15 protein-coding genes and 1 pseudogene are annotated in these 24,793 nt (G+C 61.6%); 6 read left to right on the plus strand and 10 right to left on the minus strand.

Annotated elements, in window-relative coordinates; genetic code table 11:
- Positions 1 to 65: 65 nt before the first annotated feature.
- Together QZ269_RS06570 and ruvX are read right to left on the minus strand one after the other, a co-directional pair.
- Positions 66 to 2,900, minus strand: a complete 2,835-nt coding sequence (locus tag QZ269_RS06570; protein WP_291425565.1) for a hypothetical protein — start codon at positions 2,898 to 2,900, stop codon at positions 66 to 68.
- A 333-nt stretch (positions 2,901 to 3,233) separates the two neighbouring features.
- A complete protein-coding gene (gene ruvX, locus QZ269_RS06575; protein WP_291425567.1) occupies positions 3,234 to 3,629 on the minus strand; it encodes a Holliday junction resolvase RuvX in 396 nt (131 codons plus the stop codon).
- Positions 3,630 to 3,660: 31 nt separating this feature from the next.
- Between ruvX and QZ269_RS06580 the strand changes: the two genes are divergently transcribed.
- Positions 3,661 to 4,446, plus strand: a complete 786-nt coding sequence (locus tag QZ269_RS06580; protein ID WP_291425569.1) for an enoyl-CoA hydratase-related protein — start codon at positions 3,661 to 3,663, stop codon at positions 4,444 to 4,446.
- A 164-nt stretch (positions 4,447 to 4,610) separates the two neighbouring features.
- On the opposite strand, the gene dnaG is transcribed toward QZ269_RS06580, so the two are convergent.
- Positions 4,611 to 6,392, minus strand: a complete 1,782-nt coding sequence (gene dnaG, locus QZ269_RS06585; RefSeq protein ID WP_291425591.1) for a DNA primase — start codon at positions 6,390 to 6,392, stop codon at positions 4,611 to 4,613.
- 231 nt (positions 6,393 to 6,623) lie between these two features.
- Between dnaG and QZ269_RS06590 the strand changes: the two genes are divergently transcribed.
- A complete protein-coding gene (locus QZ269_RS06590) occupies positions 6,624 to 6,863 on the plus strand; it encodes a hypothetical protein (RefSeq protein WP_291425571.1) in 240 nt (79 codons plus the stop codon).
- A 156-nt stretch (positions 6,864 to 7,019) separates the two neighbouring features.
- Here the strand turns inward: QZ269_RS06590 and QZ269_RS06595 are convergent, their stop codons facing one another.
- Together QZ269_RS06595 and QZ269_RS06600 are read right to left on the minus strand one after the other, a co-directional pair.
- The gene (locus QZ269_RS06595) at positions 7,020 to 7,538 is read right to left on the minus strand and encodes an NUDIX domain-containing protein (RefSeq protein ID WP_291425572.1); all 519 of its coding nucleotides are present in this window, start codon (positions 7,536 to 7,538) and stop codon (positions 7,020 to 7,022) included.
- A gap of 254 nt (positions 7,539 to 7,792) precedes the next feature.
- Positions 7,793 to 8,470 carry an arginase gene (locus QZ269_RS06600; RefSeq protein ID WP_291425574.1) on the minus strand — a complete coding sequence of 226 codons (678 nt, stop codon included), beginning with the start codon at positions 8,468 to 8,470 and terminating at the stop codon, positions 7,793 to 7,795.
- 41 nt (positions 8,471 to 8,511) lie between these two features.
- On the opposite strand from QZ269_RS06600, the gene QZ269_RS06605 reads away from it, so the two are divergent.
- From QZ269_RS06605 to QZ269_RS06620, 4 genes are all read left to right on the plus strand, one after another.
- The gene (locus QZ269_RS06605; protein WP_291425576.1) at positions 8,512 to 9,153 is read left to right on the plus strand and encodes a PIG-L deacetylase family protein; all 642 of its coding nucleotides are present in this window, start codon (positions 8,512 to 8,514) and stop codon (positions 9,151 to 9,153) included.
- An 82-nt stretch (positions 9,154 to 9,235) separates the two neighbouring features.
- A complete protein-coding gene (locus QZ269_RS06610) occupies positions 9,236 to 9,898 on the plus strand; it encodes an HAD family hydrolase (RefSeq protein WP_291425577.1) in 663 nt (220 codons plus the stop codon).
- A 42-nt stretch (positions 9,899 to 9,940) separates the two neighbouring features.
- Positions 9,941 to 10,990 (plus strand): PIG-L deacetylase family protein, encoded by a 1,050-nt coding sequence (locus QZ269_RS06615; protein WP_291425578.1) that lies wholly within the window; start codon positions 9,941 to 9,943, stop codon positions 10,988 to 10,990.
- Positions 10,987 to 11,580, plus strand: coding sequence for a YIP1 family protein (locus QZ269_RS06620; RefSeq protein ID WP_291425579.1), 594 nt, complete (start codon positions 10,987 to 10,989; stop codon positions 11,578 to 11,580). The genes QZ269_RS06615 and QZ269_RS06620 overlap by 4 nt, the downstream gene beginning before the upstream one ends.
- A 223-nt stretch (positions 11,581 to 11,803) precedes the next feature.
- Here QZ269_RS06620 and QZ269_RS06625 read toward each other — a convergent pair whose 3' ends face one another.
- From QZ269_RS06625 to QZ269_RS06645, 5 genes and pseudogenes are all read right to left on the minus strand, one after another.
- Positions 11,804 to 12,544, minus strand: a complete 741-nt coding sequence (locus tag QZ269_RS06625; RefSeq protein WP_291425581.1) for a uracil-DNA glycosylase — start codon at positions 12,542 to 12,544, stop codon at positions 11,804 to 11,806.
- 428 nt (positions 12,545 to 12,972) lie between these two features.
- Positions 12,973 to 15,432: an isopeptide-forming domain-containing fimbrial protein gene (locus QZ269_RS06630; protein WP_291425583.1), complete on the minus strand. Its 2,460-nt coding sequence runs from the start codon at positions 15,430 to 15,432 to the stop codon at positions 12,973 to 12,975.
- 2 nt (positions 15,433 to 15,434) lie between these two features.
- Entirely contained in the window at positions 15,435 to 20,501 is a 5,067-nt protein-coding gene (locus tag QZ269_RS06635; RefSeq protein WP_291425585.1) for a hypothetical protein, read from the minus strand.
- A 2-nt stretch (positions 20,502 to 20,503) separates the two neighbouring features.
- Positions 20,504 to 23,386 (minus strand): SdrD B-like domain-containing protein, encoded by a 2,883-nt coding sequence (locus QZ269_RS06640; RefSeq protein WP_291425587.1) that lies wholly within the window; start codon positions 23,384 to 23,386, stop codon positions 20,504 to 20,506.
- A 163-nt stretch (positions 23,387 to 23,549) separates the two neighbouring features.
- Positions 23,550 to 24,793 (minus strand): annotated as a pseudogene (locus QZ269_RS06645) (hypothetical protein); the annotation flags it as partial.

Raw genomic sequence — 24,793 nt, forward strand, 5'->3', positions numbered from 1 at the left:
TCGCAGTTGCCGTTCCCGTCACCCCTAGAGTCTACCTGCTTGGTCGCTAGAGGGGAAGTTGGCCGCTAATCAGATACGTTGGGGAGAAGGGTCGTGGTGGGTTCGCCGGCAGCGCCACCAGTAGCCACATTGTCGAGGACTCCGTTGCCGGACCACAGCACGCTGCTGTTGTAGGTACGGGGAGTCGTGCCGACAGGAGCAACTATGTTATGACGGACCCAGACCACGCCGCCAGTAGCAATGGTAAAGCCAGGGGTCAGGGTGATGGTCTGGGACTGGCCAGGGGTAACGGTCGCGCTGGGGGTCAATGTGTAGTCCGTACCCAGCGTCAGTTTGACCACGCCAGGACGGGTGTAGTCACTGGTGATAGAGCCGTTATTGGGGTTGGTGGTAGGAGTAGTGTCATAGTAGACATCGGTGCTCTGAACCTGGAAAACACCGGAGGTTGCTCCACGAGGATCAGTCGAGCCAAAGTTGTAAACCATAACATTGTTCTTGACACCTTCGTTAGAAGCGTTTTCTACGCCCATACCGCTTGACAGAGTGAGTATGGTCTTGCCGTCAGCAGGGATAGGGTCCTTGTTGCTGGCATCTTTGCTATCACCGTCAGACATCTGGGTGCGGGTAGAAACGTAGTTAACCACGGTCACGCAGTCGTTAGCAGTGTTGGTGCCCGCGTTGGTGCTGGTGAAGGTTGCTACGTCACAGTACCTACCCTGAGCAGAAGCAGTAGCGATAGTGCTGGTCAGCGCAAGGGTCAGCTTTTGCCCGGCGTTCAGAGTCACGTTGGCAGGAACCGTAGTAATGGTGTTGGCCGTCGTACCCGCAGCGAGGCTGCCGGTGCTGGCGGTGGTGCCATCACCATTCGTGATGGTGAACGTACCGCTGCCGAAGGTGTTGTAAGTAGTATTGTTCAGGTTGCCCAGCAGATCACTGACCGCAACGCCAGTCGCAGCGCCCGTACCACTGTTGGTGACGGTAATAACGCTCTTGTAGCTGGAGCCAGGGTAGAGGCTAGGTACGGGGACCGCACCGCTCATCGATTGGTTCTGCTTGGTGATGGTCAGGTTAGGACTGGTGACCGTAAAGCAAACGTTGGCGGTGGGACTGCCCGCAACGGTGACCGCCGTGCCGGTGGTGTTCTGAGCAACAGCAGAGGCGTTATCACAGTAGGTGCCGTCAACGCTGGCCTGTGCGGGGAAGGTAAAGGTCTGATTCGCACCAGCAGCCAGGTTGAAGGCGGCGGTGCTAAAGCCCTCACCACTCGCATTGGCTGTGGTCGTAACGGTGGCCGGAGCAGCCTTCACTGCACCCAACGTGTAGTTAGCCACAGCGCCCGTGCCCTGGAAAGCTTCGGTGACAACAATGTTATTGGCCGCAGCAGTACCTTTGTTACTCACGGTAATGCGGGCAAATACGGGCGTGTTCTTGGCTACGTTAGCCGGGCTGGGGATAACAGTGCCGTTAGCATCAACCAGTTCCTTGACAATGTTCAGTGTGGGAGCGACAACCGTGACACAGGCCGAGTCGCTCATGCCGCTAGGCGTGATCATGCCAAATGCACCGTTCTGGTAGCTGTTAACGGTAACGGTATCGCAGTACTGGTCTACAGCGCTGGCCTTGGCAACCAGGGTAATGGTCACAGTGGCAGGGGTAACGGTGCCGTCAGCGGCAGTCGTGGCGGCAGGAATGTCAAAGGTAGAGTTGAAGCCAGTGCCGGAGACGGTTCCACCCGTTACGCTAACCACCTGATAGTTGGCAGCCGTACCGGACGACAGCACGTCGCTCAGCTTGACGCCAGCGGCTGGGCCAGCACCCGTATTGGTCACGGTGACCGTGAAGGTAGCGTTGTCGCCGACATTAACAGTCTGAGTCTTGGGAGTCTTGGCGATAGCCAGCTTGGCGCTGGGGGCAAAGAGCTTGTGCAGCACGGTCTTGTTGATTTCAGTGCCGTTGATGCTGGCTACGGCGGTGATGTCAGCCTTATCACTGGTGCCGTCGGGAATCCACAGGGCGGTCCAAGTGAAACCGTCGGTGTTGGGGGTCGTTACGCCCGTGACGTTATTGGTGGGGTAATCAGGGCTGGAAGGAAAGGGAACGTTAACGGAAGTCGCCGTGGCACGGTTAGTCCAGGTGTTGGCGTTCATTGCCTGGTCGTTGATGTCCTGGGGACGAAGAGCGCCCGAAGCCATGGAGCCGTCATCAGCCGTAGCAAAACGAACCTTAGTCTGGCTGGTCGCCTGAACGATGTCCCAGCGTACGCCAGCGCCGACTACAGGGTAAACGTTGCCGTCAACCGCCTTGTAACCCACAAACGCCGCAGCAATGTTCTGGGTGTTGAGGGGGGCAACTTCCGTCTGCTCGGTTGCCAGAGCTTTGGCGCTGGCCGCCAGGTTGCCGGGGTTTACTCCGCCGGTCTGGTCTTGCAGCCAGGCAGAAAACACGAACTTGCTGCCCACATTGGTCGCCAACGTATCAACTGCCGGAATAGGCTGCTGAACGCCCTTGGAGTCAATGTAGTAGTAGGTGTTGGGCGTGGTCGTGATTACCGCCGCCAGAGTGGGAGCAACAAGTGGGGTAGTCGCGCCCGCATTGACAGTGAAAGGAACATTCTGGCTGACGTAGCCGTCCTTACTGAAGCTGGCGGTGTAGTTACCGGGAGCCAGATCGTTGAGGCTGGTGGCGGGAACAATAGCGCCCGTAGAGTCCTTGACCACAACCGTGTAACCGTTGGGGTTAGAGATCGAGACTGCCCCCTTGGTCACAGTTACGGGCTTGGTAACGCAGACACCATTTTCCAAAGTTTGATTGGTGGTGCAGGTGGGTGTGGTGTTGTTCTGACTACAGGAGGCCAGAGTCAGAATGCCAGTTAAAGACAGTAGTGCTAGGTTTTTATTCATTAGATCCTCCAGACGATAGCTTCCCCAGGATTCCGTCCCAAACCGAACTGGAGTCAGTTGCCGGATTTACTGTCCAGTGACGTTTTGGCGAATCTCACTATTAAAGCCTGATAGGACAATAGGGCCACCCATCATGACTCGTCAAGGATTCTCATGTTGCTTCTCATAGCGGGTTTTATTTCTGATGAATGCCTGACTCGTGTATGAATTAGTTGGTCTTGCCGCTTTTTCTGGTATGTAGCTACTTGTGGTTGGCAGCACGCATCAAATCCGAAATTCTGGAAAAGCACAGGGCCTTAAATGAAAAAGTTGATTAGAAATATGATAAATATATCAATACATTTTAATATTTAGTAGGTACAGTTCCAAAATCTGTACTGCCGCCGCTTCATCTAAATCTGTCGCTCCCAGATCACGCGCCCGCCGGGTCGTGAAGCGTTCGTCCTGGTAGGTCACGGCGTAACCTTTTTCGCTTAGCACCTTTCCGAAGGCGCGAACCCGCTCGGCGCTGGGACTGGGTTTGCCGTCGGTTCTGAGGGGCAATCCCAGCAACAAGGTGGTGGCTCCGGTCTCTTCGACTTTCAGGCGCACCGCCTTCAGGTCAAGGGGCAGGCGCTTGCGGTCCACGCTGCCCCGGCCAAAAGCCAGGGTGCCCGCGTTGACGGCAAAGCCGATACGGTTTTTGCTGACGTCTAGGGCCAGGATAATCGGGAGGGCGGCGTGCGGCATATCTGCCCGAGTGTAGCGGTACGCTACAGACATGACCGAACAATCTGTGGTGCTGGCCGAGACCAGAGCTGGAGTTCGCACGTTGACCCTCAACCGGCCTGACAAGCTCAACGCCGCCAACGACGAGCTGATTTTGAGCCTGACCCAACAGCTCCGGCAGGCTGATGCCGACGATTCGGTGCGGGTGGTCGTACTCACGGCGGCGGGCCGCGCCTTCTGTGCCGGGCAGGACCTGAGCGAAGTGGACAGCAGCCGCATGACCGAGCATATTCATCAGACCTATAACCCCCTGATTCAGACGATTCGTTCGCTGGGTAAGCCCGTGATCACCGCCGTAAACGGGATTGCTGCCGGAGCCGGGGCGAGTCTGGCCCTATCCGGGGACATCCGGCTGTGGGCGGCCTCGGCGTCGCTGGTCGAAGTATTTAGCAATATCGCCCTGGTGCCCGACAGCGGCAGCAGCTGGTTTTTGCCCCGCTTGGTAGGCTATCACCGCGCCTTTGAGCTGATGGCGCTGGCCGAAAAGGTCACTGCCCCCGAAGCCAAGCGCCTGGGCCTGTGCGAGCACCTTTACCCCGACGAAACCTTCCGGGCCGATGTTCAGGCTTATGCCGAGCGACTGGCCGCCCGCCCCGCTCACGCCCTTAAATTGACCAAAGAGGCGCTGAACGCGGCGGCGAATGCCTCACTGGACGAGGCGCTGGAGCACGAGGCGCAGTTGCAACAGGTGGCGGGCGCCCACTGGGAGTACCGTGAAGGGGTCAATGCCTTCAAGGAAAAGCGGGCAGCCGACTTTCTGAACAGACCGCAGACCTAATACGGATTCCGCTAAATGCCAGCACAGTGGGGAAGCGACCGGGCCCCTTCAAGGGTGCCGTTTTGGTCAAGACAGCGACCAGGCCCCATTCTGGGTGCCGTTCTGACCAAGAAGCCGTTTTGCCCAAGAAGACAGCGCCCGGCCCGGCACACTGCGCAAAGCCTTCAGGCGAGGCTGCGGCGTCCGCGCTTTTCGGCTTCGATGGCCCGCTGCAACTCCTGAATCTGTTTGAGCATGCTCAGCTGCTCGGGAAGCGGGGCGCTCGACACCTGCTTTTTGAGCAGGTCCACCTCCGAGCGCATGGCGTCTATGCTCATGGTTACCTGAATATCGTCCACGGCGGCGGCGGCGTACCCGTTGACCTTCTGCTCGTACTGTTCGGAGTTGGCCCGGCCTATGGTGCCCGCGTCGCGGCCCTCGAACATCAGGCGGATCAGCAGCGGTTCCTCGGGCTGGCCCCGAAACACCTCCAGAATAGCGTCGGGGCTTTGTGCGCCCTGGGCGGCCAGCATCACCTTACGCACGGCTTCGTTGCGCCAGGGCATCGAGCCGTCGAGTTTGGCCAGCAGGCTGGGATCGACCAGCAGCTGCTTAAGCAGCGCCACCTCGCGGTCTTCCTCGGCGTGGCTGGTGCTCATGGCGGCCAGGTGCGTGTCGGTCAACATTTTGCGCTTGGAACGGCCCGCGATCCAGTCGAACAGCGCCTCGGGTTTAAGGCCCAGGGGTTCGCAGGCCAGAGTCCGCATCCGCTCGGCTCCCTCGTCCAGCGGGTCAAGGTTCTGCATGCGGGGCAGCAGTTCCATCAGAATCTTGCGCTTGCCGTCGCTGGTGCCCGAATCATACTTTTCGACGGCGGCCTGCACGCGGTAATGAGCCTCGTCCAGCCCGGAGGCCAGCGCCTGCCGGATGCCCGCGTCGTCGCCCGCCGCCAGTGCGTCTGCCGGGTCCTTGCCGCTGGGCACACTGGTCGCCCGTACCCGGAACTTGGCTCCGATAACCTGATCCAGCCCCAAGAGGGTCGCCTTGAGTCCGGCTTCGTCCTGGTCGAACATCAGCGTGATGCTTTGTGCCCCCAGGCGTTCAAGCAGGGTGGCGTGGTCGGCGGTCAGGGCCGTACCCAGCGAGGCCACCGCGCCGGTAAAGCCGTGCTGGTGCATGGTAATGACGTCCATGTAGCCTTCGACGACCACCACTTCCGACTGGCCCTCTTTGCCCGGTCCGTCTTTGAACCCGCTCCGCGCCTTGTCCAGCCCGTAGAGCAGTTCGCCTTTCTTGAAGGCCTCGGTTTCGGGAGTGTTCAGATACTTGGGTTTCTCGTCGCCCAGCACGCGCCCGCCAAAGCCGACCAGACGGCCCAGGTGGTCGCGGATAGGAAACATGACGCGGCCCCGGAAGCGGTCATAGACGCGCCCGTTCTCCGGGTTCTCGATGAGCAGCCCGGCTTCCAGCAGTTGCCGCTCGCTGACCCCCCGGGTGCGGGCCAGTTTCAGCAGGCCGTCCCAACCCTCGGGGGCGTAGCCCAGCTCGAAGGCAGCAATCGTTTCGTCACTCAGACCACGTCGCCTCAGATATTCCAGGCCCGGCCCCGGCAGATGCTCGCGGAAATAGGCCAGCGCAAAGGCGTTGACCTCGTATAGGTCGCGGCTGGACTTCTCGCCGTACTTCAGCTCGACCTGCACGCCCGCTTTTTCGGCCAGCTTACGCAGCGCGTCGCCGAAACTCAGGTTCTCGGTCTGCTGCACGAAAGAAAAGATGTCGCCGCCTGCCTTGCACCCAAAGCAGTAGTAGTACCCCTGCTCGGTGTCTACCTGAAAGCTGGGCGACTTTTCCTTGTGAAAGGGGCACAGACCCTTCAGGCGTCCCTTGCCCGCCGGAGTGAGACGCACGTATTCACCCACCACATCCGCGATACTTAGCCGCGAACGGACTTCTTCCTTGGTTCCCATGTGCGTCTCACCCCCTTTCATGGCCGGAGTGTTCCGGCGATAGACCTTCAGTGTACGCCCTGTTTCAGCTTTCTGTCTGAGAAGAAAAGAAGCGTGTGGCACGCGCTATTTGGTTAGGTGCCCGGTATTTTGGCGCTCACACGGCCTGCGGCCCCTGTTTTATCTGGCGACATAAAGGCCGTCATCATTTTGGGTGATGCTGGTATCAGGTTCGTCGCTTAAGCTGTAAGCATGAACGTCACCCGCCATTTCAGTGACACGCGGACAGAAGAAGGCCGCGTGCGGTTTCTCCTCTCTGCTGGCCGCGTGCAACTGCTGGCAGAAGGGCCGGGCTGGAGCCACAGCAGCGGACACGTCTCGCTGCACGACGCCGCGACCTTCCTGGCGGTGGTGCCGAACGTCGGTCAGGCGCTATACGAAGAAGCGCTGAGCGATCTGGAGCGCCGGATGGCTTTCGAGCAGGCCGCGTAACCGCCTCTGGCTAGGCGTGTTTAGAGCAGTTCTCCGAACTATGGGCACGTCGGAAAAGCACCGCCGCCCCTTCATTCTACGTCCTACTCTTTCTTGTTCACTCGTTCCACTCGGCAAAAAGATGGTGCTCTTTTTGCCATCTTTTTGCAAAATGCTCTACTTTTCTGACGAGCGGCGGCGACTGAACAGGCCACCTGTTGCCGGGGCCACGGCTGCCGTGCTCGGAGCCGCCACCGTCTCTAGCTCCTGGAGGGCCAGCCGTAACCAGTCGGGCACGTTGTTTTTCAGTTTGTTCAGGGCGATCCAGTGCGCCGTTTTCAGGTCGCTGGGCTGCGGGTTCAGAATACCCGAGCAGTATTCGGTGCCGAAAATCATGTTCAGGCGCAGGTGGGGCCGCGATTCGCTGCCTGCACGGACGACGTGGCTGCCGACCAGCCGCAGGTCGCTGACCGAAATGCCCACCTGAGACAGCAGGGTACGCCGTAGCGCCGTTTCGATGATGCCCAGCCCGGTGATGCTGGTCTGTAGGATCGTGCCGGGCAAACTCTGGGGGCCGCCGGGCAGCAGCAGCTTGTGGGGCCGTACCAGCAGCACCGTGTCGTGCTGTCGCACAAGCGCGAAGACCCCCACCTGATAGGTCAGGGCTTCGGCGTTCTGGGGTGCAGCCTGGGTCAAAGTGCGTTTCTCCTGAACAGTGGGCGACGTGGGGTCTGGATAGAACCGGATAGGGTAGAGGGTGGCGGCACAAAAAGCCCGGCCAGAGCAGTTTACACTGCACTGAACCTGTTGACATCCGCCCTGATGGGTGTTACCTGCCGGGTGATGCACTCTTTGCCCGGCAGGTCCCTATAGACTCGCAGCGCTGCTGGCAGCGGCATATCTGGTGCTTTAGATTGGTGTGCCGGAATTGAGCGCAATCCGTATTAGCCCTAGCGGACGCGTACAAGTGGGGGCGTCATGACTTGGGCCTGTAAAACGTGGCGCAGTTCCTCAAAAGCCGGGTCGTGTGCCGGGCTGGTCCAGGCGGGCGACTGCACCAGCAAAATCCCGTTCAGCCTGTGGCGCCCGGGCCAGCGGGGATCACGGCCTGCACGCAGCAGCCGCACGCGCGGCATAAGCTCTGGCGCAAGCAGCGCGGCCACTTCCAACCGGGTGCGCTCCAGATCATAGCCCTCAGCAACCGGCAAAGTTGCGTGCCACGCCGGATACTGGCAGGTGTAGCGGGTAATCCGGCCCGCCGCCAGCGCCAGCCCTGCCCAGTTACCCGGCCTGACGCGGGTGCCGTCTCCCGAAAAGCTGGTCAGGTCGTGGTGCGAATCTATGTTCAGCACGTCCTGCGGCTCAAAACACTCCAGCCAGCTCCAGGCCTCGGCATGGCTCAGGGCCACCCAGGTCGGCACCCCGGCGTACTGCTCCAGTGCCCGCCAGGTGGGATAGAGCGGAAAGTCATGTTCCAAACTGCTCCAGTCGGTGCCGCCGCGCTTACGCAGCCGCTCACGCCAGACCTTCAGGCGGTCGGCCTCGCGGTCAGACGTGCCCCAGATCGGCGCGTCGAATACCAGTTCACGGGTGGCGCTGAAGGCGTCCCAGTCCACACTCAGTAACATCGCCCCGCAGTTTAGGAGAACGGAGCCGTATGCTGTTGAACATGAAACTGCTGCTTATAGTTCCCCACCCCGACGACGAAGTCTACGGCGCGTCGGGCACCCTGATGACCTACTTACAAGAAGGCCACGAGTGCGGTCTGGTCACCCTGACACGCGGTGAGGCGGGCCGCACCCTGGGCCTGTGCGAAGGCCCCGAGGAACTGGCCCGGATGCGCCAGGTCGAACTGGCTGCCTGCCTCGACGTGATCGGTCTGAAGGTTCACGAGCAGCACCAGTTTCCCGACAAGCACCTGAGAGAGCAGCCCCGCGAGCCGCTGATCGAGGTGGCCCGCGACGCCATGCTGCGCCACCGCCCCGAGATCGTGCTGACCTTTCCGCCCAACGGCAGCAACGGCCACCCCGACCACGTGACGACCCACGAGGCGGTTAAGGCCGCCTGGGACAGCCTACCGGAAGGCCAGCGCCCCCGCCTGTGGTATTACGCCAACGACAGCGCCCCCGAAAACGAGGAACTGCTGACCCTGTGGCTCCGGCCCAATGTCCGCCATGAGGTCGGCGCGTTCATGACCCGCAAGCTGCACGCAATTGCCTGCCACCGCACCCAGGCTCTGAGCACGGTGGACTTTATTCGCAAGTTTCCTGACCGGATCGCCCAGGAAACCTTCTATGAGGTCAGCGAATAGGCCAGGCCGCCGGGGGCCGGAAGAACCTGTGAACCTGTCCGCCGCCACCACATCCTCCCCGCCCAGCGGGTAGTCTAATAAAATGGCTTACCGTGGACTGATTCTGGATGTAGATGGCACCCTGGTGGACAGTAACGACGGCCATGCCCGCGCCTGGGTAGCGGCGTTCAGGGACGAGGGTTTCGGTGTGCTTTTTGAACAGGTGCGCCCGCTGATCGGCCAGGGCGGCGATCAGGTCGTGCCCGAGCTGACCAGCGTGAAGGTCGGCACCCCGCAGTTCGACCGGCTGGTTGAGGGGTGGGAAAAGCATTTCGTGGCGGAGGAACTGGGCAAGGTAAAGCCTCAGCCCGGCGCAAAGGCCCTGGTCGAGGCGCTGCTGGCACGCGGCTATCAGTTGATCGTGGGGTCCTCGGGCGAAGACGAGATCGTCGAGCAGCTACTGCAACTGGCCGGGGTCGCCCAACTCCTGCCCAACCGCGTCCACTCGGATGAGATCAGGGCCAGCAAGCCCGAACCCGACATCATTCAGGTGGCGCTGGGCAAACTGGGCCTGGGTAAAGAGGAAGTGCTGATGGTCGGGGATACCCCTTTTGACATCGAGGCGGCGCGGCGCAGCGGAGTCGGTACTGTTGCCCTGCGCTGCGGCGGCGACGACCGCCTGGACGGTGCGGTGGCGGTGTTCGACAGCCCCGCCGACTGGAGTAGCAAACTCGACTGGCCGCCACTGGGAACGGCTAAAGGCTAAGTAGCTTCGCTACCGCCGGGGCCAGCACACTATGCTGTCGGGGTGAGTCTTCCGGCGCAGGCGACCCCACCGCGCAAGCGGATTGATCTGGGGTTTTTGCGGCGCTGGCAGAAAACCTATGTGTGGCTGCTCCTCGCCATGATGTCGCTGGCCCTGGCCTCAGCCATCAACGGCTGGCGGTCTTTTGTTCCGGCTCAGGTGGTGCTTAACCGCCAGGATCAGCTGGGGCAGGAGCTGCCGGTGCAATCGCCCTTGCCGGGGCCGATTCTGGTGCTGTCTGCGCACCCCGACGACGAGACCCTGGGCGCGGCGGGCATCATTCAAGACGCGCTGAGTCGGGGACAGCAGGTCTGGGTCGTGTTCATGACCAGCGGCGACGCTTTTCCCTGGACTCCGGCCTACGTGCAGCGCTTTTGGGACGGCGGCGTAGCGATCAGGGCCTACGGCGCCCGCCGCATGGACGAGGCGCGGGCCGCCGCCGGGGTGCTGGGGGTTCCGGCCAGTCACGTGCTGTTCCTGGGGTTTCCGGACCGTGGCCTGACCCGTATGGAAAACCAGTACCTGACCACGCCCTTTTTCAGCCCGAGTACGCGGGTGAGCCGGGTGCCGTATCAAGACGCCCTGCGCCCGGACGCGCCTTACACCGGGCAGCAGGTCGAGCGCGAACTGCAACTTATCGCGCGGATGGTCAGGCCCAAAATTATCCTGACGACCAGCGTGCTCGATCATCACCCCGACCACCGGGCCACCGCGCACGCCGCCGTGCGACTGGCCGACGAGATCGGGGCGCGGGTCTTCTTTTTCCCCGTTCACGACGGTCTGGAATGGCCCATTCCTAAGGGGAACCACCCCGATCTGGGACTGTACCCGCCGCGTGCCCAGGAACAGGGCGGAGTCTGGCGGCGCTTTCCGCTGACCGGGGAACAGGAAGAAACCAAAGGCGACGCCGTCAGCGTCTACCGATCGCAGACGCTGGTGCTGGGGCGCTTCATGTGGGCCTTCGTGCGCCGCAACGAGCTGCTGCGGCCCGCCGAGGCCGGGGCTGGGGCTGGGCAAACGAGTAGTGGGCAAACTGGGGAAGACAGGCCTTGACCCGCTTTCAGCGCCTGCGCGAACGCTCCCGTGAAACCTTTAGCCAAATGTGGGGGGACGGCGTCGATATCCTCGAATATCAGGACGCCGAAATGATTCGCAACCGCGCCACGTTTGCCGGTCGCTCGGTGCTGCGCCGCAGCCTGGGCTTCGTGGTTCTGGCGGCGCTCCTCAATTGCCTCTTTGCGCTGGCGGTGGGCATCATCACGGGAACGGCGTTCGAGTCGGTCTACCGCAGCATCCTCAGTTTCATGTTCACCTTCGTGGTCAATACCGGCGTCGCTTTCGTGGTCGGGCGGCTGCTGGGGGGGCGCGGGGGCTTCCGGCAATTCGTGTATATCTCGGCGCTGTACGCCGTCCCGCTGCAAGCCGTCGAGGCCGTGCTGACCGTGGTCTGTAGTCTGATTCCAGTGATCGGCTTTTACCTGCTGCTGGTGCTGTCCGTGCTCTCGGCGCTGGCCCGGCTGTACCTGTCGAATCTGGTCACGCAGGCCATGATGCAGTTTCCGCAGCGCTGGCAGCGCACCGTGATGTTTGTGGTGCTGGTCGCCCTAGCGCTTCTCAAGGGCGGGGCCAGCGTCCTGACCTGAGCGCTGTTTATCCCGGCCCCGAAAGGATGGCCCAACCTTTCAATAACCGTGAGCAGCGGATGCCTGCCCCGATGAAGCGGGAGCCAAAAGCTTTGTTGGGCGTCAGAGCAGGGCAGAGGGGCAAGAGGGCTGGAGCACGAGGGCTGGAACAACAGCGTCACTTTCAGGATAGTCCAGTTTTGCGCCGTGCCCGAATCCTGCCGCCTGCCTTTACCACCGGGCTTTACTCATTGGCCTGCCCAGGCAATTGCCAGTCGATTGGAGATTCCCCGGCCTCTTCCAGAGCCGCATTGACCCTGGAAAAGGGGCGCGTGCCGAAGAACTTGGCCTCGCTGAGTGGGCTGGGATGGGCCGATTCGATCATCACGTGCTGGGAGCCGGTGATCAGTCTGGCTTTTTTGCGGGCATAGGCCCCCCACAGCACGAACACCACGCGCTGGGGCCTGGCATTGACGGCCCGGATCACGGCGTCAGTCATCTGTTCCCAGCCCCGGCCCTGATGGCTGTTGGCCTGCCCGGCCCGCACGGTCAGCACAGCATTAAGCATCAGCACGCCCTGCTGCGCCCAGGGCCGCAGGTCGCCGTCTCTGGGCGGCGTAAAACCGGGAATGTCGTTTTGCAACTCCTTGAAGATGTTTCGCAGGCTGGGCGGAATACGCACGGCAGGCCGCACCGAAAAACTCAGGCCGTGGGCCTGACCGGGGCCGTGGTAGGGGTCCTGCCCCAGAATCATGACCTTGACCTTACTCAGCGGAGTGTACCGTAGCGCATTGAACACGTCCGGCGCGGGTGGGTAAATGGTGTGCTCACGGCGCTCTTGCACCAGAAAATCGCGCAGCTCATAAAAGTAGGGCGCGGCAAATTCGGCGGCCAGCGCCTCTTTCCAGTCTGCGGGCAGGTCGGCGGGAAACAGGGGTTTGGGGGCCTCGGGGTGCAGGCCGAATAGGTCGGTTTGATTGCTCATGGGTGCGCCTTTTTTGGAGACCGTGAGAAGAGTTCGGGTTGGCTGCGTGCTCTCCTGTGGCCCGTAGCCGGAGTTCCTGGGAAACTTTCTCCCGTCATACGGACTGCCGTGTGTTTCGTTGACAACTTGCCAATGCACTGGGTGGTCAACTCCACGCCCGGAATCCGTATAATACGGATTCCGATTGATTCGGTGCAGTTCCGAATCAATCTGAGCGGATGCGAGTAGGAACAGCATACGGATTCTGCGGTATGGAGCCGCAGGCGGCGCTTTTCCGCCTGTGGTGGAATTTAGCGGAATCTGTATAAGGTATACGCGCCCGGCCTTAGTTTCAAATAGGCCGCACGCAAATGGGCCACACGCCAAAGCAGACCACCCCGGAAGATGGCCTGCCCTGTCCGCGCTGCCCAGAAGTGCCAGGCGGAGCGTTACTGAATGGTCGTGCGGAAGCAGATGGTGAACGCCTGCTTGGGCTGGAGCGTGAAGGTGAGGCCGTCTACCGTGACCCGGCCCGAGGTCACAGCCCCTTGGTCGGTGTCTGCCGCCGCCGTATAGAAGGTGTCGGTGCCGGTCGTGGTGGTCAGGTGAATGTCTTTACCGGCCCCATAAGCGCTTTCCAGGAAGGCCGTCGCAGCTGGTACGTTATCCCCAAAGTGCAGGTTCGTGGCGCCTAGCGTGCCCTGGTTGGTGGTCTTGATGCAGTATTCGAGCACGTCGCCGGGTTTGCCGGTGCTGCTCAGAGCTACCGGGGTGCCCGCTGTAATGTTCTGCACGGTCTTCTCGACCACTAGCTTAACGGTGCCTGTGACCGTCACGGTCGCGCTGCCACACTGGTTGCCCGGATTGGTGGCCGCCGGGGTACATGAGCCAGGTGTAGGCAGTGGGTCGGGGTCGCCGCCGCCGCCTACACTGGCCTTGTTGATCACTGGCCCCAGGGACACGCCAGCAATATTCACCGGCACATTAAGCGCTACTGAGGCTCCGGGGGCCAGCACGTCGGTACTTGTACAGGTTACGAGCTGCCCGAACGTGGTGCAGACCCAGCCGGTCGCCGGGCTAAAGGTGGGGTTAAGCGGAACCATGCCGGTGGGCAACTGATCTTGCACCGTAATCATGCCGCTGGTCGGTACGGCGCTGCTGTTCGTGACCGTCAGGGTATAGCTGGTGTCGTTTTGCCCCGAGGACCATTTGCCGCCTACCGCGTTGCTGGTCTTGGTCAGGGTCAATTGCGGTTGAAGCGCGATCTTGACTATGTCGCTGGCCACATTGTTCGCCAGATTGGTTTCGGAGGTGCTAGTGCTGACTTTGGCCGTGTTGGTCAGGGTCACGCTGCTGCTGGTGCCCAGTGCGCCGCTGTTGGCCTTGACCGTGACCAGATACTGCACCGCTCCAGTGCCGATCCGCTTGCCGGTACTGTCGTAGACCGCGCCGCCCGGATCGAGGCGTTCCACCGCCGGGAAAGCCAGCGTAGTGGTGCCGTTGCTGTTGCGGATGTTGGTCGTCGGCGTGACAGCGGTGAACGTGCTGCCCCCGTCGTAGCTGACCTTTGCCGAAACGAAATCGAGACCGGCGGGCAGCGTATCGGTTGTGATCACCTTGTAGGCTTCAGTTGCCGAAGTATTGACCAGGTCTACGCCTAGTCGGAAATCGAAAGGTATGCCGACCGTGGCCGTCTTGTTAGGCGCCATGTCGGTCTTGGTGATCCGCAGGTCGGGGGCCGCGCCGCTGGGCGTGTTGGTGGTCATAAGGGCTAGGTTGTACAGGTAGATAACCTCGCGCCTGCTGGACGTGGACATCGAGGCAGACAGGGTATCGACCCCGGGGTCGACATTGTTGGAAATGTCGAGCGTCGCGAAGTCCAGACCGCCGGACTTGGCGGTGCCGTTTTGCACCTCGGTCTGGGTACTGTAGACGTTGGAGGTGTTCGACTGGAGCCAGCTAGAGCCACCGTTGACCCCATAAGTCACCGACCCGTTGAAAAAGTCCGAGCTGGTGTGATAGCTGTCAGACAGATAGGAGCTCTGGATCACACCGTTGTTGGCCGCCGTTATGCTCATGCGGTCGTCGTTACTGGCCCCGTTATACATCGGATCGCCTTCCGAAACGGCCACACTGATCTTGGACACCTTGCTGATCCCGGCGTCCGGCACCGAAAGATTAGTGGCGCTCACCGTCGCCGTGGTTGTGCCATCGACCACCCACTGCCCGCCGTCGTAGAGGAACAGAGATTTGGTGGAATATTCAGGCTTGGAATAGACGATATACAGCGACCAGTTGCCGAACACCGTCCCGAATTTATAGGCAGTCCAGTCTGGTGACCTGCCGATGGTCAGATTGGACAGGCTCAGATCGGAGTTGGGGTTGGTCTTCAGGGCCGTCAGCGCCGCACCTGTCAGTTCGGTATAAGCCGACATACCGTAAATGTTGCCCCACGACGTTGAGGCCGAATCGGTCCAGCTGCGCGTGGCAGTCACCGGAAAGCTGCTGCCACCGACGCCGAAGGTCACGCTGCTGTCATATGCATCGCTGTCTTCCGAGGCCGACCAGTACAGAAAAGCCCGCTCAACGGTAGCCCCCGCCGGAACCACCTGGTATTGGTTGCGGTCACTGAGCTTGGTGGTTGCCGTGGTATAGACCGCCGAGGCCTGATCAGTCGTCAGAGGAACATTTGTCGGATACCCACCCGCTCCGGAGTCGCCGTTGTTTCTACGGAAGCTGCCGCCAATCGCTACATAGTCGATCTTGCCCGTCACGGTTGGTATGTTCTGAACCAGCGGCGCTGCCTGAGCCGTACCGCCTAACGGGCCACCGAGCATTCCCAGGCTCAGGCTAAGCGCTAGCGCAGAGGCCAGTGGGCGCGGGGTAGAAAGAGAGACGGATTTATGCATGTTCATTTACCCTCCAACGAAGTGCCAGCAGGTTCAGGGGCCTCGGTCGGGTGAAGATTCAGGTCCACCGGAGCGTTCAGGGGCAGGGGGGGCAACGCGTCACCAGGCGCCAGCAGTGGGGGCAGTGGGGGCGTCTGGACTGGCTGAGCCGTTTGCCCCGCAGGGCTGAAGGTGGCAGGGCTGAAAGGTGCAGAGCTGGAACTTACGCTGCTGAACGCAGGTGCAGCGCAATCGGTAGCCGCCGCCTGGCACTTGACCCCATTGGACTGGTGATCGTCAAGCATCATGTCGATGCGGACATAAGCGCCCTGGCGGGTGTAGAGGTTCGACCCGATGCCGGTAAAGCCCCAGGGGTTGTAGCCCAGCGTGACCCAGGTGCCGGGCAGTGCCCGCAGGCTGGCCTCGATCCCGGCGCTGTAGCCGTGATAGTTACTGCCCGGTTGTACCAGGGCGCGTCCGGCGAGGCCCAGCCCGATCCGGTCGGTGACGTAGTAGGTGCCGCTGGCCGAGACCTGGTAGGTCAGGCTGTCGTGGTTGTTCAGCAGCATCCGTCCGGCGATTCCGCCGCGCAGGGCGTAGCGCGGAGTGTGGTATTCCAGGTTGCCTTCGCCGATGACTTCCGGGCTGTTGCCCGCCAGTGCGCCGTCTTTGTAGCGCAGGTACGCCAGGCCCTGCCACTGGCTGGCCCGCAGCGCCATGCTCACGGCGAGGTTGTTGCCGGTATCGCTGGCCTGGGGACCCTGCACGTGCGTGGCGTCCATGCTAACGGTCAGCTGGTCGTTCAGGCTGTAGGCGGCTCCGCCTTTAAGGCCCACCCGGAAACCGTCGTCGCGGTGCGAGACGTCGGTGGCAAGGGTGGCAGTCACTTGAGAGTCTTTGTACTGGAGGGAGGCCCCGGCATTCCAGCCGCTGTCATGACCCTTGAGGTCAAGGATGTAAGAGCCGGTCAGGCCCACGCCCAGGCGGTTGTTGATCGGCAGGGTGGTATCGACTCCGAAACGGGCGCGGTTGCCCCAGCCGTCTGCGCCAGGCAGATCATAGTTCACGGCCAGATTGGTCATGCCGTAACGGGCCTGTAGCCCCACGGTGGCCCGCTGATCAAGGCCCCAGCGAACGGTGTCGGTAGCCTTCAAAGTCACATTCTGCGCCACGGGCACACTGACTTCGGCAACCGTCGAGGAAGGCAGGTCGCCCGTGAGCGACTGCGCGTGTTCGACCCGCACACTGACGTTGTTGCGGCTGTACCCAAGCATACCGACGACACCTAGGCCCTTCTGATCTCCGAAACCGGCGCGGACACCGGCCCCCACCGAGAAGGGCTTGAGGTCATAGAGGCCCTTGACATCCACGTACCCGCCGTTGGAGGCCGTGGTGGTTATACCGGTCGTCGGGTCGGTCAGCGTGGCTCCGCGCACGTACAAGCCATCCACACCGACACCGATCCGGTCGGTGACTTTGTAAAGCGCCTTTGCCGTCACGGCTGTACCCACGCCGCCGCTGTTCAGCCCCTTGTAGTCGTCGTTCTGATACTTAACGCTGGCCGAGGCGTCGAGGCGCTCGCTCCTGATATTCGCGGTGCCGTTGACCAAAACGCCCGAACCCGAGGTGGCGACCAGCAGATCGGCGGCGCTGTGATCATCGGCGTAACGGGCACGCACCCCGAAGGAGTTCACGTCGTCCAGGTGCACGGCAGCGGCAGCCAGGCTGAGGTGATTGTCCATCAGGCGGGTGCCGACCTGTACGCCCCACGCCAATTGGCGCTGATCCATCGGGTCGTCGAGGCGGTAGGTCACGCGCACGCGCTGGTCGTTGCCATACTCATCGGTCAGGTTGACGGTCTTCTGGAAGTAGATGACCCCCGCTGCATTGTCGACGGTGTAGTCGCTCAGGCGTTGCAGGGCCTTATAGGTCACGGCTCCGGTCAGGTGGTCTACCGTGATCAGTTCGACCGTTTCGCTGTCGGGCTGGAGGGTGCCCCGCGTCAGGTGCAGCGGTAAGACGCGCTGTCCCTTGGGGTCGAGAACCACACGGGTCAGGTCGTTGGGAACGGCGGCGACGAACCCAGAGACCTGCGGATTGCTGCGGGTAAAGCCGCTGAGAGCCGTGGGGCTAACGCCGGTATCGAAGACGTTGACGGGCAGCTGGGCTTGGCGGTACTGCAAGTTGAACTTCGGGTGCTCGTAGCGGAAGGCCAGCGGATCGATCCCTTCGAGCGGCACGTCATGGGTACTGCTGTCGCCGTAGGTGGGGTAGCGTTCCAGCGGGTTGGCAGTCGTCGGCAGGCCCTGTGAACGGTCACTGGTCGCGGTGGCCTTGCCGTTTTGCGACTCGACATTCACTGCGCCGCTGCCCGCGACATACAGTTTGCCCTGACCGATCGGCGTTTCAAGGTAACCGTGTCCGATCGCCTCGCCAGCGAGGGCAGTATTGCCCTGCCCCAGGCCCGAAAGAAGCACGCCCGCACTGACCATGCCGATCCCGACCCGCGTTTTGCTCGGCAGGCTCTCGAAGCTGCGGGTAAAGGCCTTTTCGCCCACCAGCACGCGCACGTCGAAACGTCCCGGCGCACTCATCGGTTCCATTTCGACCACGCCGACGCCGTCTTTAAGCTTGACCTGATAACTGGCTACTGCGGGGCGGGCGTCTTGCTGGGTAACCTCGCGGGTGGTTTGAACCGTAACGGTGCTGCCGCTGGTCAGTCCGGCGGCGTCCAGCAGTTTGATCGCCACACGCACGGGCGTCGTTCCGTCGGCGACCAGTTGCTCGGGCGCCAGTTCCGCCGTTACCGGGCGACTGGCCAGATAGACCTTGACCGTCTGACCGCCGTAAGACACGACATTGGTGCCGGGTTGCAGCGGAATCCCGAAAAATTCCCGGCGCTGGGTATTCTTTACCTTGTCGGTGGTGGTTTTGCCCAGTGTTGCGGCCTTAACCTCCACACCGTTGACGGTGGGCATTAAGAGGTCATCTTTTACCCCCTCGACGGCCACCGTAATCCGGTCACGGTCACGGAAGACCGTTTCGGCCAGAGGCAATTTGAGTGCTCCGTCATTCTCCGCCGTGCTGACCGGCAATTCCTGAAGGTTGCGGGCCTCGGTCAGTGCCGTATTCTCGCCGATCAGCACTTCAAGTTTGTCCTGCGCGTACTTGCCGATCAGGGTCGGGCTGCTCAGGGTCGGCAGCGCCTCGGTGTGGGTCACGTGGTAGGTGAGCACGCCGCGCTGGAGGCCAGGGGTAGTCCAGTAAAATTTTCCGCTGGGCGCGACTTGTGGGTCGGCGATGGCCTTGCCGTTGAGGGCGCTGCTGCCCGGCACATAGCTGGCTCCGGCGGGCGGCTGGTGCGCCACGATAATCTGGGTGGCCGAGCGCGGTGAATCGAAGGGAATCCGCAGCGTGCTTTCGCGGCTGATCGCCACGACAGGCGCGGGCGGTGGCGGCGGCGTCTGAACGTTCAGCGTGCCCTCGACCACCTGAGAGCTGGCGCAGTTGCTGCTCAGGGTGGCCTTGAGGTTGTCCTGAACTCCGGGCTGACCCTTGACACGGGCCTTGTAGGACACGGTTTTTTCTTCGCCGGGCTTCAGTTCGCCGCTGAAGGTGGTCGAGTCGAGCGCTTCGAGGCTCTCGCCCGGCTCATCTTTGAGGGTGTAGGGCGCGGCGACCGAGGAGGTGTTCTTCAGGCTCAGGGTAACCGTGACGGTGTCGCCGGGCAGAGCGTCGGCCAGATCGGCGCGGCGCAACTCGATCTGGGTGGCGCTGGGCAGCACCTTGATCGCCAGATCCTGGGTCTTGTTCCAGGGCAGCAGGGTGGCTTTGGCACTGCCGTCGCCCGCCGTGACTGCCTTGGCTTCAAAAACAAGCTGGCCGGGGTTCTTGGCATCCACCTTGGCCGTGGCTGTGGTGCTGCCGTCGGCACTCAGACCAGCGGGCAGGGCGACTTGCAGCGAGGCGGGCAGCAGCTCACGCTCGAATTCGGTGGTGGCCTGCGCGGTAAATTTCACCACGTCACCCACGCACACTTCAGGCTTGTCGGCCTGGAAGGTCAGGTTGACCGTGGGTTTGACCTGTACGGAGACATGCGCGGTCTCCTGCTTGACCACCGTGACGCTGGGCGTGTTGACCGTGACTTCCGCGCCCTTGATCGGCTCGGCGGTGACTGCGTAATCATGGGTGGGAACGCTGAACGGTCCGGCGCTGCCCTGCACGCTATAAGTCTGCTCGCCCACCGTGACGTTGGCCTGCGTGGGCCGCACCTCGTCCGGCAGAATCAGCTCGGCCCTGATGTCCAGTTTGCCGGTGGTATCGGCCTGCACGACCGTGATCGGGCCGCTGGCAAGTTCAAAACCAACCGAGTTGGAAAACTGGTAGGTGTGCTGGGGCTGACGCAGGTAAACGGTGTAGTTGCCCTTGGCCTCGGGCACGTCGATAGTGTCCCACTGCAACTGGCCGCTGACCTTGATCGGGTAGGCGTTGCCCGCCGCGTCGCGCAACTCGGCCTGCAACTCCTTGGGGCCGTCGCCGTCGTACATCCGGACGGTCATCTTGCCGCCAGGGTTGTACACGTTTAGCGCAGGCACCCAGTCGTTGCTCCGGATGGTGACGTTGAGGTGATTGGTCTGGACGGCGGCGCTGATTGAGTTCAGGCGGAAGGCGAAGGTGTTCTTGCCCTTGCCCTCGGTGCGAACCTTCAGGGTGTAGTTCCCGGCGGGCAGGTCCTGACTGATGAAGGTCTGCCAGTCTTGCTCTCCGGCACCGTAGTTGTGTTCCTTGATGACCTTACCGTTAATATCGGTAAGGGTAAATGTGCTGTCTACCGGCAATTTAGGCGTGGCGGTCGAGTAGTTTTCGTCGCCGAACTGCACGGGCTTGCGGTAATCCTGCGGGTCGAACTGGCCTCCGTAAATATCAAGCTGAACGTGTGAGCTGACGCCCACCACCAGCTTGAGATCCTGGTCACCGACCGTCCACATCAGCTCCTGGCCGATGCTGGTCAGGGGCAACGAGGTGGCAATTTCCTGGGCACCAGCCGCACCGAGGAGCGCTGCCGTCAGCGTCATGATGGCATGTTTCACTCTCAGTACCTCCAGCTCGCTGCCGGGTCAGTGACAGCGCCTTTCACGTCGCCGGTGTAGCGGAAGCTGTAGGTCAGGCTCCGTATGCCACCCGGCAGGGGATCGATATTGAGCACGTTCTGGCCGCTGACCAGCTGTGCGCCTTCAGGCAGCGGGTCGGTCAGGGTCAGGGCGTGTAGCGGGGCGCTGGCCGTCAGCATCAGCTGTACGGTGTAAAGCGTCGTGTCCTTGGTAGTGCTAAACACCTGTTTGCGAACGGCCAGCGTGTTCTGGGCGTTGGCCGGGCCACCCTTGATATTCAGTGTGGTGTCGCGGATAACGGCAATGTCGCCTGCGTCAGGGGCCAGCGGGAAGTCCACGCTGGTCAGGTTACGGACGTACACCGAGCGGCTGCCCTCCAGTCCGGCATCCTGCGGCATGTTCAGATTCTGGAAGTAGGTGCTGTTGGGGTCCAGGCGCAGCGCCCAGTTGCCTTCACGCACGTTGCGGAAGTGGTAACGGCCTTGCTGGTCGGTCAGCGAGGTACGGCCATTGGCCAGGATGACGCGGGCATTTTGTACCGGAATATCCTTGCCGTAGTCATAGACCCCGTTACGGTTAAGATCCTGGAAGACGTAGCCCACCACATCGGCATTGTTCGGCCCGAAGCTCAGGGGCAAAATCTTGTTGACTGCCGAGCGAGTCGGCGTCTTGACCACGCGCCCGCTGGCGACAGCGGTGGCGGTGGCGTTGTTAACCAGCTGAGGCGTCTCCTGGCCCGGGGTGACCAGAGCGCGGAAGCGAATTTCGGCGTTGCCGTTGACCGCCAGGCCAGGAACGGTCCAGGTGTAGTGGCGGGGGTTGGCCGGGTCAATCACCGGGGTAATCGAAGCGCCGTCCAGCGTGCTGCTGCCCTCCACGTAGCTCAGCCCTTCAGGAAGCACATCGTCTACCGCGACATTATTGAGCGGCATCGTGGTGCTCTTGTTGGTCACCGTAAAGATGTAGGTGATCTCTTCACCCACGACGACGGTACTGGGCGTGCTGGTTTTGCTGAAGGTCAGGTTGTCGGGATTGAAGACCGGGTTGATGACTGGATTGGAAGGCAGCGGCGTATTGATTTCGTCGCTGGTCACGGTGTAGACGTTGGTGATGGAGGCGCAGTCCGGCGTGCCGTCGGGTACTTTGACCTTGAGGTTGACCGTTACGGCCTGACCCGGCTGCACGGCGGCAAATTTCCAGATCACGTTGGTGCCGTCCAGCGTTCCGCCCTGGTCGGCGCTGATGAAGTCCAGGGTACTGGTGGTGACGCTGCCCGGTACTCCGCCTTGACCACAGGTCTGCTCGATGTTTTTCAGGTTGTCGGTCAAAACCACATTGTTCAGCGCAAAGCTCTGGCTGTTGGTAAAGCTCAGTGCATAGCTGATCTGGTCGCCGGGGGCCACGAGTGCGCTGCCCTTGTTGCCAGTCTTGACGGGCTTGATCCTGTTTTCGGCGACGGTACTGATGACGTCCACGGTGCTGTTGTTGGCTGCACCCCGGCCACTGGTGCTGGTCAGGGTCACCTTGATCGCTTCGTCGGGGCCGCCCGTCTGGGTCGGCGTGTAGCAGGCCTTGAAGTCACTGGTGGCCTGCGGGGCCAGGGTGACGCTGAAAGGCTCGCTCAGCTTGTTGCCGTTCATGTCGCGGAAGACGATGCCCGCTGCGCCAGTGTTCACCGCTCCGGTGGTCGTGATGGTGTCGTCGCGCTCACCCAGGTTCTTGACCGTATGAGAGAAGCACAGTGCCTGACCAACCACCGCGACCGCCTTAACCTGACGGTCATCGGCGCTCATTTCTCCTCCGGGGTTGGCTTCCGGGTTATTGATGGGTCCCAGGGCAATCACCGGGTAATACTTGACCGTCACGTCTGCGGGGCCTTCAATAGTCTGTCCGGTGCTTACCAGCTGCGCGATGTTACGGCGCGTCCCCAGGTCGGCTTCCGGGGCTTTAAGTCTGAAATTCAGCCCCAGGGTGGTGCCCGTGGTCATGCTGCTGGCGCGTGCCCGAACCGCCACGACACTGCTGGGTTCGCTGGTACTCCAGGTGTTGCCGTCGGCGCTGTATTCCAGAACGGCCCCCGCTGCCGTGCCTGTCAACCGCGCACTGGCACTGATGAACGTGAACTCGCGCATCGCCGGAGTCTTAAGGAAGTCGCTGACCGTTACCTCTTTGGAAACCCCGCCCGAGTTGCTGGCCGTAATATTGACGGTGGTTTCTCCGCCAGGCTTGACCTGCGCCGGGGTAAAGGTTTTGGCAATTGCAAAGGCGGGCGGCTCGGTTAGGTTGATTCGGGCAACGTTGTTGTCGTCGCGTTCGCTGCCTGCCCCGGTGACGTTGGTCGCGCAGGCGGCCACCAGATTTACGTAGGCGTTGCCCCGTGCGTTGCCCGGAGTATCGGCCCGGACCAGCAGGTTAGCCGAACCATCGACAGGCAGGGTCAGCTGAGTGATGGGGCTTTCGCCGCTGTCAATCTGGCCGTTGCCATTGGTGTCCTGGTAGACCGTCATTGCGCTCGTAAACTGTGAAGCCGCGTCGTTAAGAACACTCAGGCTAAAGGTATTGGCCGAATTACTGGCATTGGTCAGGGTGTACTGGAAGACCACGCCATTGCCAGGCATAGCCGTCATGACCTGCCCAGGTGAAGCGACGGTGCCGTTAGGCAGCACGCTTGGGCTACAGACTGGAACGACGGTGGTCGTAACGGGTGGTGAGGGCACCTTCACTTTGGTACCATCTTCGTTATTGAATTCAAACATGGCGATATTCTGAATAACCGTCCCGGCAGGCGTTCCCAGCGCCAGGGCGGCTGAGGCCAGGGAAAGCCCTAATGCCACCAGTTTTTTGGAAAATCGGGGTTTTTGCACGTTGGCCTCCTCAGACGAAAAGAACTTAAAAAAAGAGTCTCTTGTTATGGCCCTAGACGGTTGCAGTTGTTGCGCAACAGAGGAAACAGGAAGAGAAAAAAATAGCTGACTTCCCTGTTTGCAAAGGCGCACCCACTCGAAAGGCAGGTGCGCCGCAGAGGGCTTATTTGTCGTTAATGCGCTGCTGGAACGTGGCGGTAATGGTTTCGCCGGGCTTCAGGATGTCGGCAGCAGTGATGTTGCCGTCGCCGTTGGTATCGACGCCTGCGCAAATGGTGGCTTCCAGAGGCGTGGTGGTAAAGGCAGTCTTTTGCCAGCTGGAGACTTTACCTGTGCTGTCGGCCAGACCGTACAGCACTGTGCCTGTTGCGCTGGTCGTAGCGGTGTAGGACACGAAGGTGGCGACGACATTGACCTTGTCGCAGACGCGAGCAGCCGTGACGTTGGCATTGCTGGCATTCTTGGCGACGATGGTGTAGGTGAGGGTTTCGCCGGGCTTGGCTTCAGTTACGTTGACACTCTTGGTGACCGTGGGTTTGCCGCTGGTGCCAACCGTAACGGTGTTATTGCCGTCAGTGCCTGTCGCGCCGGTGTTGGGCGAGGTGGCAGTCTGGGTGAGGGTGATCGTCTGGGCAGCAGCGTCGCAGGGTACGTCCAGCACAGCGATCAGTTTCACTTCGGTGCCGCCAGCAATCGGGCCGGTATCGGGCTTGCCGTCGCCGTTGGTGTCGACCAAGAGAGTGTCGCCGCTGTCAAGCTTGCCGTCGCCGTTCACGTCTTTGTAGTACTTGATAGGGGTGGTTACGCTTGCGCCGCTGCTCAGCTTGATCGGCGCAGTGCCGTCAATGTTGTACAGGTCGGTGGCGCTGCCGGTGTTGCCCACTTCCATCGGCAGGTAGGTGCGGATGGGAGCGGTGCAGGTGGCCGGGGGCAAGATGGGGTTGCTGGGGTTGCCCGAGCCGTTGGGGAAGTCGGTGGTGGTGCCCGTGGGGGGCGTACCCACGGGGGTAGGGTCGCCACCGATGCCGGAGTTCGGATCACCGAAGGCCAGACCAGGCAGGTTGACGATGTCCTTGGTGGGATCGCTCTTGGTCTTATCGTTGGAGCTGACCACGTACACGGTCACGGTCGGGATCACGCCAGTAGCGGGGGTGCTGCCAGCAGGGAACTCGACTTTGACCAGGATGTCGGCGGTATTGTTCTGGCCCACGGTGCCCACGTCGGGGATGCCGTCGCCGTTGTGGTCGGTCAGCGGGGTGCCGTCGGGGTTTTGCAAGGTGACCTTGGTTCCGGCGGGGAAGCCAGCAAGGTCCTTGCTGGGGTCAAAGACGATATTCAGCACGTCGTCACGGTTACCAGTGTTTTGCACCGTGTTGGTAAAGGTGACCGTCGTGGTGGTCGTGGTGG

The sequence above is a fragment of the Deinococcus sp. genome (genome assembly GCF_018260405.1).
Taxonomy (GTDB): Bacteria; Deinococcota; Deinococci; order Deinococcales; family Deinococcaceae; genus Deinococcus.